The sequence below is a fragment of the Peribacillus sp. NPDC096622 genome (genome assembly GCF_044762665.1).
GTDB lineage: Bacteria > Bacillota > Bacilli > Bacillales > DSM-1321 > Peribacillus > Peribacillus frigoritolerans_B.
Window position 1 is genome coordinate 68,772 of sequence record NZ_JBIWES010000015.1, and the last position, 13,208, is coordinate 81,979.

Genomic DNA, 13,208 nt, shown 5'->3' on the forward strand with positions numbered 1-13,208 from the left:
AAAGAGGAAGAGTATTAAGTGTATTTTAAGTATTAGTATCTGTTTGCATAACAGATACTAATACTCTATAAATCATTAATATTTTATTTAAGCATATTTACTTATTAGTATATTAAGCTAACATATGTATCTTTTTAATATTCACCTTTTAAAAAACCAAGTGAAAGTAGGACTTATCTCTCTTTAGAGAAAATAATCCTTACTTTCTCTTGGTTTTTTATTGAGTTCTTTAAAATTTATTCTCGATTGAAGGGATTTATTGTTATGTGTAAAGCCATGTATCACAATCATGATCATTTAAGATTATCTGGTGAGCCAAAAGAATGTAATAATCCTTTTCTACATGACTTTAATACAGTATTAAAATCACAACAACTTCAAGTGTTGTCAGAAAAAACTCAGTTAATCCCTAGTTCTAAAAATTGTAATAATCGGTTATCCCACAGTATTGATGTTTGTAATGTTTCAAGCTTAATTGTGGATTACCTTAATATCAGTATGAAAAAGAATAATATTTCGCTAATTAATAAGGATTTGGTTAAAGCAATTAGTCTGGCCCATGATATTGGACATCCTCCGTTTGGTCATACAGGTGAACGTTCTTTAGACACCATTATGGCTAGAAAGGGAGGCTTTGAATCAAATGCGCAGACAATTAAAATGTTAGTCAACAGTCAGTTTAATGGAACCTTTAGAACATTGACTTCGCTATTAAAACATAAACGAATAATTCCTGAGGTTAGAGAAGAGTATACGGGGTTGATTAAAGGATATTACGGATATATGGCTACTACTCTAGAACCAATATTCTCATTATATCAGGAGAGTGTTTTGGAACAAGGGATTGTAGACATAGCAGACACACTATCATATGTAATTTCGGATATTAAAGATCTTATTGAGTTTTTTGGAAAAATAAAATTTTCACAATTAATCAATGCTCATTTTACAAATAGTGTAGTTTTTGATGAAGCAAGGCATGCTTTTACAAATTTAAGTACAACAGAATTACGTCAATTAGTACTTAATACTATAAGAGATATTAATGAAAATGTTCTTAAAGGATTATTAAAAAGTAATATTAAAAGAAAGTCAATGCACGAGAAGTCTATAATTAATGGTTTTATAAATAACATATCTATTGAAATAAATGTTCAAAAACCAATGTATAGTAAACTGAAAATTCCTATACAGGATCAATTGAAACTTTTTTTACTAAATCAAATTACGCGTAAGTGCTTCTTAGAGCGAGAAATTAATTTAGAAATTGATAGGAAGATAGATAATCTAATGAATAGAACTTTTGAATACCTGTTTTATTTAAATACTGAGGTATCTATGTTTCCTTTCGAAAAGCAAGCAGTTCATAAAGTAGTCAATACCTCTAGTGATATTGAGAAAGCAAGATATGTTTGTGATTTAATATGTCATTTATCAGAGAAACAAATTATAAATCTTACAAATAATTTAGAGGAAAAAATAATTTCAATTTAGTAGGAGGAAGTAAAAATGAGTGTTATCGAGAAACAATCATTAGAACAGTTAAGTGTATATAGCAAGGAGTATTTTGAGAATCGCTATACATATTACGAGCATTTAAGAAACGAAGCACCTGTGTACTGGAATGAAGAGATGAAATCATGGTTTATTACAAGATATGAGGATGTTTCTAAGAATTTACCAGGAGAAAAATTCATTTCAACTCCTGTTATTCCAAATAAAATGAGTAACCTTGCTGAAGGAGAAGATAAACATTTTAGCGATATTATAGATATAATTAAGACGTGGATGGTGTATAATAATCGCCCTATTCATACACAGCTTAGAGGGTACATGAATAGAGCATTTTTAGTGAGTGAAATAGAGCTTATTACACCTGAAATTAAAAAGATTGTTTCAGATACTATCGATAAAGTAGTAGAAAGTAATACTAGTTCTTTTGATTTTGTTGAAGAAATTGCCCATCCTATCCCGGCAATGGTTCTATGTAAGATGCTGGGGATTCCAGGAGAAGAAGTTGAAAGGTTTATTAAGTGGTCTGATGATCTCGCATTATTCATGCAAGATTTTGTAGTATCTCATGTCCCTAGCAAGGAAATTAGTGAACAAGTCAGAGGAAGTGTAAAAGAAATTTATGCCTATCTTTCTGAAGCAATTGCAGAAAGAAGAAAAGACAAGAAAAATGACTTATTAAGTCGCCTAATCTCTGATACTCCTGGTGTAGATGGGGAATTAACTGATGAACAACTAATTGCTCAAACGATGCATTTAATATTTGGTGGCCATAAAATCCCTCAATTTGTACTAAGTAATACTTTACATTTATTGTTTGAAAACAAAAGTGTACTTGATACCCTAAAGCAGGATAAGTCACTCCTATCAAAAGCGTTAGATGAAACAATGAGATTAGAGGGGCCAATTCAATATATTATTAGACATGCAGCAGAGGATATTGAAATACACGGTCAGCAAATTAAGAAGAACGATTCTGTATACTTCTTTTTAGCATCGGCTGGTAGGGATGAGAGAGTATTTGAAAATCCTAATGTAATGGATATAAATAGAACAGGTTTCCGCCATGTTGCTTTCGGTGGGGGATACCATACTTGTATAGCAGCAGCTTTTGCTCGTGCAGAAATTGTTGAAATTCTTAAAGAAGTTCTAACACGTTTCCCTAATATTGAAGCGTTATATGATTTAGAAAAACCAACTTGGTCTTCTAATCCTACTTTTACAGGAATTGCAAAGATGCAAGTAAGATACTAAGAAATAAGATTTTTAGAGAATCGGTATTAGAGATTTTTCGCAAAATAAGAATAGAATTTAAAAGTCTATTCTTATTTTGCGTGTTTAGTTCATGCCCCTTCCTAGTAGCATTATTTTAAAATTTTTATATATTTAACGTAATGCCACTTATATTTTATTTGGAGGTGTACATAGTGGAAGATCGTAGGGATAGGATAGCTATTTTAGTTATTCATGAGATATATGGGCTCAACGCTCATATTAAAGATATTTGTGCGAATTTAAAGCAGCTGAATTATACTGTAATAAGCCCGAACTTGCTGGAGAAGGTTGAGTATTATACGTACAAAGAGGAAAACAAGGCGTACTTACATTTTGTTAAAGAAATTGGTTTTGAAGTAGCAGCAGAAAAAGTAAAAGTTCTAGCAAGAAAATTGAGATCTGAATTTTCGGAATTATACATATTAGGTTTTAGTGTAGGAGCCACTATAGCGTGGCTATGTAGTAATGAATTTAACTTATTTAATGGTGCTATTGGATTTTATGGTTCGAGAATAAGGGATTACTTAAGTGTTACACCAAAATGTAAAACCTTATTATTCTTTCCTGAAAAAGAAAAATCATTTGACCCTAATGAAATTATCAAAGAGTTAGAAGAGAAAAATAGCACCCAGGTAATAAAGGTAAGTAGTAAACATGGTTTTATGGATAAATTAACATCTAATTACAACGAGAACGATTTTAAATTGTGTTTCAAAATAATGAATAAATTTATTTTGGAACAAAGTAATAAGAAAGATCAAATTTATTTTAAACATGGAGAAATATAATGACTAACCAAAGATGGATGTCTTTACAGTTTTTTGGATTTTTCTTTACCTTTGGAATTTTTGTACCTTATTGGTCTTCTTGGCTAATTTTAAGTAAAGGTTTTACGGCTGATGAAGCTGGTCTTATTATTGCTATGGGTCTAATAACAAGGGCAATAACAACATTTTTTATATTCCCACTTGCATGTAGATATATAACTTTAGCTCAATTAAATCGGATAGTTCCCTTAGCATCTGTCGTATTAATAATAGTTTTGATACCTTTAGATAATGTAATGTCAGTTGTTTTAATCACTATATTATTAAGCCTAATTTATCCAATGCCTTTAGCAATGCACGAAGCTATGGCGTCCACACTTATTAGAGAAAGTGGAATACAGTATGGAAAAAGTAGATCTTACGGATCCATTGGATATATTATTTCTTTGTCATTAACAGGGGTAATAATTTCATTAAAAGATGAAACCGTTATTATTTACTTAATGATTATTGGGTGTATCATGTTTGTTTTAATTGCATCATTTAACGCTCCTGTACCTTTAAAAACAAAAATCGCATTGAACAAAGTACCATCTTTTCATCTTTTTAAATCTAAGTCATTTTTGCTAGTTTTAGCTATGTGTAGTATCATCCAAGCTGCTCATGCCGCATATTATAGTTACGCTGTTTTATTTTTAAAAACTATTGGTATAAAAACTAGTTTTACAGGGATTATACTAATTATTGCTGTAATTTCTGAAATAGTCTTTTTCTATGTATCTGATACCTTATTTAAGAAACAATCAGTTCCTAAATTACTGATGTATAGTATTAGTGCTTCCATTATAAGGTGGTTATTAATAGCTTGTTTTAACAATATTTCAGTCTTTATATTTTCACAGCTTTTACATTCTATTACTTTTGGACTTACTCAGTTTGCATTTGTTAAATATTTAGATGAACATGTAGAAAATAAATACTTTCCTTTTGCTCATGGAATCTATGCTGCTCTTGCTTTAAGCTTAGGCAGTGGGATATTAACTATAGTTAGTGGGTATCTATACTCCATTTCTCCATCTTTTTCTTTTTTAGGTATGGCATTAATCTGTGTTCCCTGTTTGATTCTATGCTATTCATTAAGTTTAGTACTTAACTTAAATGATAAAAATAAAAACTTGCAAGTTAATATTGTGGGAGAGGTGAAGAAGAATGCTACTAACTGAGGAAAGACTATATAACACTGGTAATCATAGGGGATATAATGGAGTTATCCGAACTGATGTTCATAAAATCAATCAAGAACAAACGATTAGATTGAAATTTATCAGTTCAAATTCATCGAGAAACCAGGGAATAGCACTTATAACAACTAATGGAATTTCAATTCAGGATCAATTAGAACAAAAATCAGCTGTTATATGGAAGAACGAACAGTCATCTGAGCTAATCTTAAATTGTTCCAAGGGTGTTTTAAATGTTTTTAATGTATGGGAAGAAGAACGAATGATAGGATATCATGATTCCCAATCTGGAATGAAATTAAGGAAAGAAAAAGGTGTATACATATATAGTTGTAATGATTTTTCTTTAAGAAGTAATTTTACTTCTTTAGTGTTCTCTATTCAAATATTATAGGATTTGTTCGTTTTACTGACCGTAAAGTAAAGTAACAAAAGTACTATAGTTATGGTAATAATTTGGGATATGTTTTTTTGAAATTGCCTGGTAACAGACAAATTATTAATCCATGGGCAGGGGATTACAATAACAGTGGTTTTTGGTATTTTCTTAGATAACCAAACGAGTAAAAATAGATGAGGGATTTGTTATGAAAAGTCAAACCTAACTGGTCGCTAAATTAAAGCTTATTGAGCTGAATAGCAGGATAATAAAATACTTTTGGTAAATATAATTTTTGGTATAACTAAAAAGGAAGGATGATTCCACATGATAGGAAAAGAGAGTAAAAAACAGGAAATTTTAAAAGCGTACCAGTTCAGACATGCTTGCAAGGCATTTGATATCAACACAAAGATTTCGGATGAAGATTTTCACTTTATTTTGGAGATAGGAAGATTGTCCCCAAGTTCATTTGGCTTTGAACCGTGGAAGTTTGTCGTGATCCAGGATGCAGCGCTTCGCGAAAAATTAAAACATGTATCTGGCGGTGCCCAGGGACAACTGCCCACTGCCAGCCATTTTGTAGTTATATTGGCCAGAAGAAAAGAAGACTTAAGGCATGATTCCGTTCACGTGATCAAAATGATGAAAGACATTCATCATATGCCTGAAGAAGTTGTGCAAGGTCTTTCCGGTTTCTACAAATACTTCGTCGAAACAGAACTCGAAGATAATGACCGTCTCATTTTTGAATGGGCAAGTAAGCAAACTTATATAGCATTAGGAAACATGATGACAGCCGCGGCTCAAATCGGTATTGATTCCTGTCCGATCGAAGGTTTTGATAAAAAGCAGGTAACAGATATTTTACAAAATGAGGGTATCATAAACAACAACGATTACGGTGTAGCCTGTATGGTTGCTTTCGGATATCGGCAAGAGGATCCCAAACGTCCAAAAACAAGACAAAATCTTGATGAAATTGTTGAGTGGCGATAAACATAAGATAATATTTCTCAGCATCAGGGGACATGTTTCGCTAACAGGGGCTAATGTTTTACAGCACCTACCGAAAATGAATAAACTTTTTTATAAAAGAATGATTGTAATAATTGAATTGAATATATTTAGAGCGTGTTTTGATCAATCTTTTTTTCAAAACACGCTCTTTCTTTTTGTTCGTTTATCAAGGTTATTATCGGCCTTATCAGAAGTAATGCTGGCTACAGATTCCGATAATGTTTCAAAGACTTTAGTTATCAAGTCCTTTGCGATGGTCTTATTAGTATAGTATAAAAAAACTGTTGACAACGAATCAAGGGCAGCCATATAATAACACGTATTGACCGACTGAGTCAGTCAAAAAAAGGAGTGGGATATCATGACAACTTATTTTAATAAAGGTAAGGCCATCGTCATTGGTGGAGGTATGGGAGGATTAATGACTGCACGTATACTCTCCGATCATTTCGACGAGGTACTAATTGTTGAGAAAGATGATATTCCATCAGGGCCAGACGTCCGTTCTGGGACTCCACAGGCATTCCATCCGCATCGCTTTACCACTCGTGGGAAAACGATCACTGAACGCCTCTTTCCGGGATTTGAGCATGACTTGTTAGAGCAAGGTACCCCTTCATCTCTGAATAAAGAGGTTTTTTTCATGAACCAGCACGGGAGTTTAGAAATGAAGTATGACCGGAACGATCTTAAATTCAGTCGAGCTGTTCTGGAGTGGGTCATTCGCCAACGAGTTAAGGCTATTCCAAACGTGCGCTTTCTATCCAAGCACAACGTTATCGGGCTATTAACGACCCCTGATCGGACAACTGTTACTGGCGTTCAAGTTAGAAGTCGCGATCAATCCAAGCACGAGGAAGCCCTGACAGCAGATCTGGTTATTGATACAAGCGGGCGTTCCTCGAAACTTTCGGGATGGCTTAAGGATTTGAATTACAAGGTTCCAGAACCAGATTTGCTAAAAGTTTTCCTTGGGTACAGTACCCGACGTTATAAAGTGCCTTCTCATTTGACTCATTTGATTGATAAATGGGATGTCATCAACCTCCAGGGTCAGCCTGACAGCGGTACTTACACGGGCGTATTCTCCTTTATCGAAGACCAGACTGCCGAAGTGTTGCTTTACCGTCCAGGAGGGAAATATCCTCCAACGGATGCAGCCGAATTCGAGCTGGCCTTGGAGAAACTTCCAAGTCCGATCATATCGGAAATCGTACACGACTTTGATCCGATCACCTCTCCCAGAGGGTTCCGTGTTCCAGAATTGTACTGCCATCGTTACGAACAGATGTCCCGTTGGCCTGCAGGCTTACTGGTTTTGGGAGATGCTTACTGTATCTACGATCCGATCTTCGGCCAAGGTATGACCGTGGTTGCGATGGCAGCCGAAATACTGGAGGCTTGTTTGCTAAAACGGCGTGGGGAAGACCGGTTTGATTGGGAGCAAGGCGTGCTTCGTCGAATTAAAGAAGCAATTGAGCCGGCCTTCTGGCTGAACTGTACGGCTGATCTTCGGTGGGAAGGCGTCGAATATAAAGGCACGGATTCAAACATGGGGAATGCCTTCAGCCGGGAATATATGGAGCTGTTTCTCAAGCAAGCTACAAGCAAGCCTGATTGGCGACTTTACGGGCTCTACTGGGGTGTGAATACGTTATCTATATCACCCCGTCACATCTTCAACCCACAGACGGCGGTCCAAGTTCTATCCTCTTCGGATGAAGGCATGCGCCTACTCTCTATGATTAAGGTGGAAGACGAACGATCCGTCGAGGCGATTTTGGAAGAAATGCTACCGCGATTCTCGGAAACGCCGTTTGAGCAGTAGCATTAGCGAATTTTAAGATCTATTTGATATACTGTAAAATAACTATATTGTCTTGTAGAGGAGCGCTCAACATTGGCACCATTTAACGATGATCAATTGCATCAAATACGCGATGAACGAAGAGAGCAAATTAATTCGGCGGCCATCCAGGTTTTTGCCCGTAAAGGTATCATAAGTGCAAAGATGAGTATGATAGCAGAAACCGCAGGCATCAGCAAGGGGCTGCTTTACCATTACTTCAAATCGAAAGACGAATTGTTCGTGTCGCTTGTTGAAGAGGCAATGGCTGAAACAGAGGAGGCCATACGAAGCGTATATAAACTGCCAGGTACATCGATTGAAAAAATCAGGGCGTTGACAACGGAAATTCTCGACGAAAGCGGCGCTCCATACTTCATGCTTATCCACCAAGCACGTACGTCAGACGGTGTGCCTGAGAAGGTGAAGCATTTGCTTGAACAGTATTCGATGGATAGTTTTATTGATGTACTGCTTCCTTTATTTCAAGAGGGTCAGCAAGTCGGAGAATTGGTAGCAGGTGATCCCAGAGAACTTATCGCCTATTATCTGACAATCCTTTCTGGTATCATGGTCATCAATTCGAACGGGATTGATGACTACCGGATTCCGAAGGTAGATATGTTGCTGCGGTTGATTACCCCCTTTTAGGTGTTATGTAGTAAATAATATGTTTTTTTGTCCCACAATACCGACCAATAGAAGCTTATCAGTTATTCCATTAAAGGGCGCGATTCTTGAAGAAGTTTCACTTTTCTCAATGAACTACCGGTTGAGTTAGTACATTAAGGAACACAAATTATCAATCTTTTTGTGAAAGATTAATTCAATTAAATATTATAAGGCATGTTTTGATTAATATTTTTTCAAAACATGCCTTTTCTAATTATTCATTTATCAAGGTTTCTTGGATTAATTTGATCAAACTTTGTTTCAAATCTACAATAAAATAGATTTTATTAGGTTATTGGACGAATAATGAACAGGGTTTAATGACGTGCATTGTAACTAAAAAGGACGGGTTTTGGAACATAGATGGTAGAGTTGAATAGGCAAAAGAAAACAGTAATTGGGTTATGTATAAATGAATGGTTACGTGTTCTGCTTACATGGAACTGAATTTTGTTCTTTCATGTAGATTCAACAAGTGATCTAACTCTTGGCTACATTGAATCGTTTTAAGATGATTGAGGCCATGGTGTTCAACTATATTTAATAACTGGGCTTTTTTCGCTCTAATTAAGTTTTCTAGCATTAAAATATCCATCCATATTAAGTTTTCTAGTATAAAAATATCCATCCATGTCATTGTCAATCTCCTTTTCCAAAGAGGGTGTTAAAAACAATAAGAGAAAATGAGAGTCAAATCGACGAAGAAAAATTTTCTTACTAAAATAAAGAAGTAAGCGACCTTGATCATCCATCAACTTTGGAATCACAAGGTCGCTTATTCGCCTTCCATTTACCTGAAATCCTTTCATAAGATTGTAAGTGTAAAATGCTTCTTCACGAGAGTCTATAATTTTCTTTAACCTTCGCCTTACCTAATCGATTGGCCTCACCTCCTTATCATTTCTTGTTCTTAAATAATACAAAAAAAGTCGAACTTTGTAAATACTGAAAATTAAGAATTTTCAAAAAATAAATATTATAATTTTTTTTTATAATAATTAGTAGAATTTCATCTTCTTTATAATGAAGTAATCTTCGTAATAGGAGGAAAATAGACCCAGTAAAAACGCTTTTTAAAAAAAGGCAGAGCCTTATGAGTGATCTGATTGAGTTTGGTAAATCGTTAAACAAAAACCTCCAATCAAAGCTTTCAGTTACTGTAGACGAAGTGCTTTAGGATCAAACGAATATTACAATTGTAGTTAATGGGGGAAATTTAGTGTCAAATAAGTTGAAATATGTAATGGGATTGTTTTTTGAAAAAAGGAAAGTACTAAACCATTTATACTGATTAGATATTTAATGATAATAGCAATGGGCTTAATTTTAATATTATGTATAATTAATGATTTTAAATTCATAAAAAATATATATATCTTTTATTAGGAATTGGTTCAATAGATTGATCTTATGGAACAAACGGGGCAGGTTACATCAAGAAGGATATTAGTAGCGATAAATAGAATGCTTTATACAAACTTAATCGTATAGAAAAACTCTTCTATACAAAGTTTCATGCAAAATAACGGAGGGAGTAGCTAATGAATATTCGTATTTTAAAAGAGTCCGATGCCCATTTATACCAGGAAGTGCGATTGAATGCATTGAAAATTAACCCAGAAGCATTTGGTTCAACATATGAGAGAGAGGTGGGATTTTCATTAGAAACGGTAAAGGAGCGAATAAAACCAATAAGGGACAAGTTCATTGTAGGTGCTTTTGATAATAGAAAATCTTTAGTTGGAATTGTTACTTTTATACGTGAAAACAATCTCAAAACCAAACATAAAGGGAATGTTTTTGGAATGTACATAGCTCCAGGCAATCGAGGTCAGGGTTTAGGGAAATCATTAATGAATGAACTTATAAGTAGGGCGAAGAATTCTGATGGATTGGAACAAATAAATTTAACTGTTGTATCTGATAATGACTCCGCAAAGAAACTATATAAGTCTTTGGGATTTGAAGTATATGGAACAGAACGAAATGCCTTAAAGTATAATGGGCACTATTTTGATGAGGATTTGATGGTTCTAACGTTAGCTGAAAAACGGAGCTGTCTTTAAGGCAGCTTTTTCTTTATGGAACTATCGGGGGAGGTTAGTTCAACAAGCTCAGTGTATTCGTACTGCGACTTAGCAAAATAACAGCAACTGATGTTTCTGTTTCTTTTTTGAGATTTGGTGAATTATAAATAGGGATAGTCCAATCACTATCCCTTACAATACATATGATTTCGATTAACGAGTTCTTCCACCTAATTGTTGTTCAGCCATTTGCACTAAACGTTTTGTAATTTCTCCACCAACAGATCCGTTTGCACGAGATGTTGTATCAGCGCCAAGTGTAACACCGAATTCACTAGCGATTTCGTATTTCATTTGTTCTAGAGCTTGCTCTGCACCATTAACTACTAATTGATTATTGTTGTTATTTCTAGCCATGTTGTCAGCTCCTATGAATGTAATGTGTTGCTGGTCATAGGTTTTGATATTGTTAAGAGTTATATACATAGAATTTAAAATAAATTAAGGCAATGATTAAATGAAATTAAAACTCATCTGTGGCTCTAGAAGGGAGAGTACAGGAAAACATTGAAGCCACCGGGTCGCGGTAAGGGTTTCAGAAGCTCCGAAAGGCAAATAATCTAAGGGAGAGACTTTCTCCTCCTATTGCACAGTTTGTGTCAACTCTACATTAAGCCTTAATGAACTAACGGGTGCGTTAGCTGAAGATCGGAGCTGCTTTAATGCAGCTTTTTCTTTATGCAGCTAACGTGGCAGGTTAGAAGGCTATTCAGCTTTTTTTAAATAAGAGACATAAAATATATAGAAACCTACACAATAAACATGAACTATTTATAAAAGTGGGAGGTTTTATGTCGGTGTTGAAGGTAACCTTGAAAAAAGTACTATTTTTAAGTGCAGTATTTCTAACTTTTTCACAAAGTGTTCTAGCAGAAGAAGTACATAATCAAGAAGGAAAAGTAGTTTATCAAATCCACTATGATTATGAACCAATCTATACTTTGCTAAAAGTTAATCAGAAGGAATTTGACCAATACCGGAAAGAGGGTCTTTCTATAGCTGAAATGGCGAAAAAACAGGGTGTTTCAAGAAGGGATTTAGAAGGTTATTTTGTAAGTTTACACTATAAAGAAATGCAAAAGTGGAGAACTAAAGGTATCCTTTCAGAAGAGAATTATTTCGACCTTGTTTATAGGTTAAGAGAAGGTGAAATCGAGGAGTTTATTAACAGCAAACCCAATCATTAATTCAACTGTGTGCGATTCTTAATTAAGAAGGATCGCTTTTTCTTATGGAACTAAGGTGTAGGTTAGTTTACTAAGGCATAACTATTGAGTTTAGCTAAAGAATAAGGAGTAAACAGAATTATGAGGTGAACCTTGATGGCTAAGCGACATTTAATCTTATTGGGATTTTTTTTATTTGCCTTAGCTCCTATGCAAGCAGTTAATGCAGAATCGGTTTCAAAAGTGGAAGGATGGTATGGAACAACAGAGGATATTCTTGGAGATATCGTGTTTCCAATGCTAGATAAGAAAGTTGAAAAAGAGTATGGACGTAATTTGAGTTGGCAATGGCAAAGAATTGTTGGCATAAGTTACAATGAAAATCATTCTTACGATGTCGATATAAAAATTCAAGTCTCTTCCGAACGTAATGAACCATTGGATTATGTAGACGACCAAGTTAAATTAAGAATATCTCCCTCCTGTGACAGTGAAAAGCTTAATCAACTGAAATGTAATCATGGTTTTAAGATAGAAATATTAGATTACAAACATTTGTCTCAATAAGAATGTAGATCAACTATAAAGGCAGCTTTTCTTCTTTAACTAATGTGGCGTTAGTGAGATCGGGGCTGCCATTTGGTGGACTTTTTGGCTTAAGGAAAATGGTTTTTTGTGGTAAAATTAATAGAAAAAGGATAATAAGGGGATGACTATGGGAGGGTTAGAGATATACGATTTTTTAAGATTAGTTTTTATTACTTTTATAATTAGTTTAATTGTTATTTCCATCTTTTTGTTGGTTCAAAAGAAACGAAGCAACCTCGTTAATGGATTCACAGTAAGTATTACTTCAATAATTTCAATAATTGTTTCTGGTATTAATCTTATAATTATGGGATATATAGCTGATGAATTAAATTTAGCAGGAGACGCTATTTCCTCATATTTGTTTCTTATAATTTTAGGGTTAAGCATATTTAATTTGTTTATTTACTTTAAAAATAAAAAAAGTATTATTAGTGCCTAATAAATAAATTTTGTTCTTAAAGGAGTTGTTAAGGCATCTCCTGTCTTAATGAACTAAGGGTGCGTTAACTGAAGATCGGTGCTGCTTTAATGCAGCTTTTTCTTATGGAACTAAAGGAGCAGGTTAGCATTCCTGTAGATCGTTAAATATCAGGTTTGAAAAAAATAGAGCCCCTCAGTAAGATACGAGTATAGAGTCCAATCTAACTCAAAG

At 34.3% G+C, this 13,208-nt stretch carries 14 protein-coding genes; 12 read left to right on the forward strand and 2 right to left on the reverse strand.

The window, feature by feature from the left end; all coding sequences use genetic code 11:
- Window positions 1-264 precede the first annotated feature (264 nt).
- The 8 genes from dgt to ACIQYG_RS21740 all read left to right on the forward strand — a co-directional run bounded on the left by dgt (window position 265) and on the right by ACIQYG_RS21740 (window position 8,691).
- Window positions 265-1,494 carry a dGTP triphosphohydrolase gene (gene dgt / locus ACIQYG_RS21705; RefSeq protein WP_402842323.1) on the forward strand — a complete coding sequence of 410 codons (1,230 nt, stop codon included), beginning with the start codon at window positions 265-267 and terminating at the stop codon, window positions 1,492-1,494.
- 15 nt (window positions 1,495-1,509) lie between these two features.
- Entirely contained in the window at window positions 1,510-2,766 is a 1,257-nt protein-coding gene (locus tag ACIQYG_RS21710; protein ID WP_402842326.1) for a cytochrome P450, read from the forward strand.
- A 173-nt stretch (window positions 2,767-2,939) separates the two neighbouring features.
- Complete coding sequence (locus ACIQYG_RS21715; protein ID WP_402842329.1) at window positions 2,940-3,575, forward strand: dienelactone hydrolase family protein; 636 nt, start codon at window positions 2,940-2,942, stop codon at window positions 3,573-3,575.
- Window positions 3,575-4,777, forward strand: a complete 1,203-nt coding sequence (locus tag ACIQYG_RS21720; protein WP_402842331.1) for an MFS transporter — start codon at window positions 3,575-3,577, stop codon at window positions 4,775-4,777. The genes ACIQYG_RS21715 and ACIQYG_RS21720 overlap by 1 nt, the downstream gene beginning before the upstream one ends.
- Window positions 4,764-5,189 carry a hypothetical protein gene (locus ACIQYG_RS21725; protein WP_402842333.1) on the forward strand — a complete coding sequence of 142 codons (426 nt, stop codon included), beginning with the start codon at window positions 4,764-4,766 and terminating at the stop codon, window positions 5,187-5,189. Before ACIQYG_RS21720 ends, ACIQYG_RS21725 begins: the two co-directional genes overlap by 14 nt.
- Window positions 5,190-5,501: 312 nt before the next feature.
- Window positions 5,502-6,173 carry an NAD(P)H-dependent oxidoreductase gene (locus ACIQYG_RS21730; protein WP_402842336.1) on the forward strand — a complete coding sequence of 224 codons (672 nt, stop codon included), beginning with the start codon at window positions 5,502-5,504 and terminating at the stop codon, window positions 6,171-6,173.
- Between the two features lie 382 nt (window positions 6,174-6,555).
- Window positions 6,556-8,022: an FAD-dependent oxidoreductase gene (locus ACIQYG_RS21735; protein ID WP_402842339.1), complete on the forward strand. Its 1,467-nt coding sequence runs from the start codon at window positions 6,556-6,558 to the stop codon at window positions 8,020-8,022.
- Window positions 8,023-8,094: 72 nt separating this feature from the next.
- Window positions 8,095-8,691, forward strand: coding sequence for a TetR/AcrR family transcriptional regulator (locus tag ACIQYG_RS21740; protein WP_402842341.1), 597 nt, complete (start codon window positions 8,095-8,097; stop codon window positions 8,689-8,691).
- 454 nt (window positions 8,692-9,145) lie between these two features.
- Here the strand turns inward: ACIQYG_RS21740 and ACIQYG_RS21745 are convergent, their stop codons facing one another.
- Window positions 9,146-9,349 carry an aspartyl-phosphate phosphatase Spo0E family protein gene (locus ACIQYG_RS21745; protein WP_275729751.1) on the reverse strand — a complete coding sequence of 68 codons (204 nt, stop codon included), beginning with the start codon at window positions 9,347-9,349 and terminating at the stop codon, window positions 9,146-9,148.
- Window positions 9,350-10,253: 904 nt separating this feature from the next.
- Between ACIQYG_RS21745 and ACIQYG_RS21750 the strand changes: the two genes are divergently transcribed.
- On the forward strand, window positions 10,254-10,778 hold the full coding sequence (locus ACIQYG_RS21750; protein ID WP_402842345.1) for a GNAT family N-acetyltransferase: 525 nt from the start codon (window positions 10,254-10,256) through the stop codon (window positions 10,776-10,778).
- 174 nt (window positions 10,779-10,952) lie between these two features.
- On the opposite strand, the gene ACIQYG_RS21755 is transcribed toward ACIQYG_RS21750, so the two are convergent.
- On the reverse strand, window positions 10,953-11,156 hold the full coding sequence (locus tag ACIQYG_RS21755) for an alpha/beta-type small acid-soluble spore protein (protein ID WP_034315006.1): 204 nt from the start codon (window positions 11,154-11,156) through the stop codon (window positions 10,953-10,955).
- Window positions 11,157-11,596: 440 nt separating this feature from the next.
- Between ACIQYG_RS21755 and ACIQYG_RS21760 the strand changes: the two genes are divergently transcribed.
- From ACIQYG_RS21760 to ACIQYG_RS21770, 3 genes are all read left to right on the forward strand, one after another.
- Window positions 11,597-11,986 (forward strand): hypothetical protein, encoded by a 390-nt coding sequence (locus ACIQYG_RS21760; protein WP_402842348.1) that lies wholly within the window; start codon window positions 11,597-11,599, stop codon window positions 11,984-11,986.
- 135 nt (window positions 11,987-12,121) lie between these two features.
- Window positions 12,122-12,532, forward strand: a complete 411-nt coding sequence (locus tag ACIQYG_RS21765; protein ID WP_402842351.1) for a hypothetical protein — start codon at window positions 12,122-12,124, stop codon at window positions 12,530-12,532.
- 148 nt (window positions 12,533-12,680) lie between these two features.
- Window positions 12,681-12,995: a hypothetical protein gene (locus ACIQYG_RS21770; RefSeq protein WP_402842353.1), complete on the forward strand. Its 315-nt coding sequence runs from the start codon at window positions 12,681-12,683 to the stop codon at window positions 12,993-12,995.
- The last annotated feature ends 213 nt before the right edge of the window (window positions 12,996-13,208 follow it).

Excerpts from the sequence above, each read along its gene's own strand:
- dgt (WP_402842323.1), top strand. The coding sequence starts at position 265 with ATGTGTAAAGCCATGTATCACAATCATGATCATTTAAGATTATCTGGT.
- ACIQYG_RS21745 (WP_275729751.1), bottom strand. The coding sequence starts at position 9,349 with ATGACATGGATGGATATTTTTATACTAGAAAACTTAATATGGATGGAT.
- ACIQYG_RS21710 (WP_402842326.1), top strand. The coding sequence starts at position 1,510 with ATGAGTGTTATCGAGAAACAATCATTAGAACAGTTAAGTGTATATAGC.
- ACIQYG_RS21735 (WP_402842339.1), top strand. The coding sequence starts at position 6,556 with ATGACAACTTATTTTAATAAAGGTAAGGCCATCGTCATTGGTGGAGGT.
- ACIQYG_RS21725 (WP_402842333.1), top strand. The coding sequence starts at position 4,764 with ATGCTACTAACTGAGGAAAGACTATATAACACTGGTAATCATAGGGGA.
- ACIQYG_RS21770 (WP_402842353.1), top strand. The coding sequence starts at position 12,681 with ATGGGAGGGTTAGAGATATACGATTTTTTAAGATTAGTTTTTATTACT.
- ACIQYG_RS21730 (WP_402842336.1), top strand. The coding sequence starts at position 5,502 with ATGATAGGAAAAGAGAGTAAAAAACAGGAAATTTTAAAAGCGTACCAG.
- ACIQYG_RS21755 (WP_034315006.1), bottom strand. The coding sequence starts at position 11,156 with ATGGCTAGAAATAACAACAATAATCAATTAGTAGTTAATGGTGCAGAG.
- ACIQYG_RS21720 (WP_402842331.1), top strand. The coding sequence starts at position 3,575 with ATGACTAACCAAAGATGGATGTCTTTACAGTTTTTTGGATTTTTCTTT.
- ACIQYG_RS21765 (WP_402842351.1), top strand. The coding sequence starts at position 12,122 with ATGGCTAAGCGACATTTAATCTTATTGGGATTTTTTTTATTTGCCTTA.
- ACIQYG_RS21750 (WP_402842345.1), top strand. The coding sequence starts at position 10,254 with ATGAATATTCGTATTTTAAAAGAGTCCGATGCCCATTTATACCAGGAA.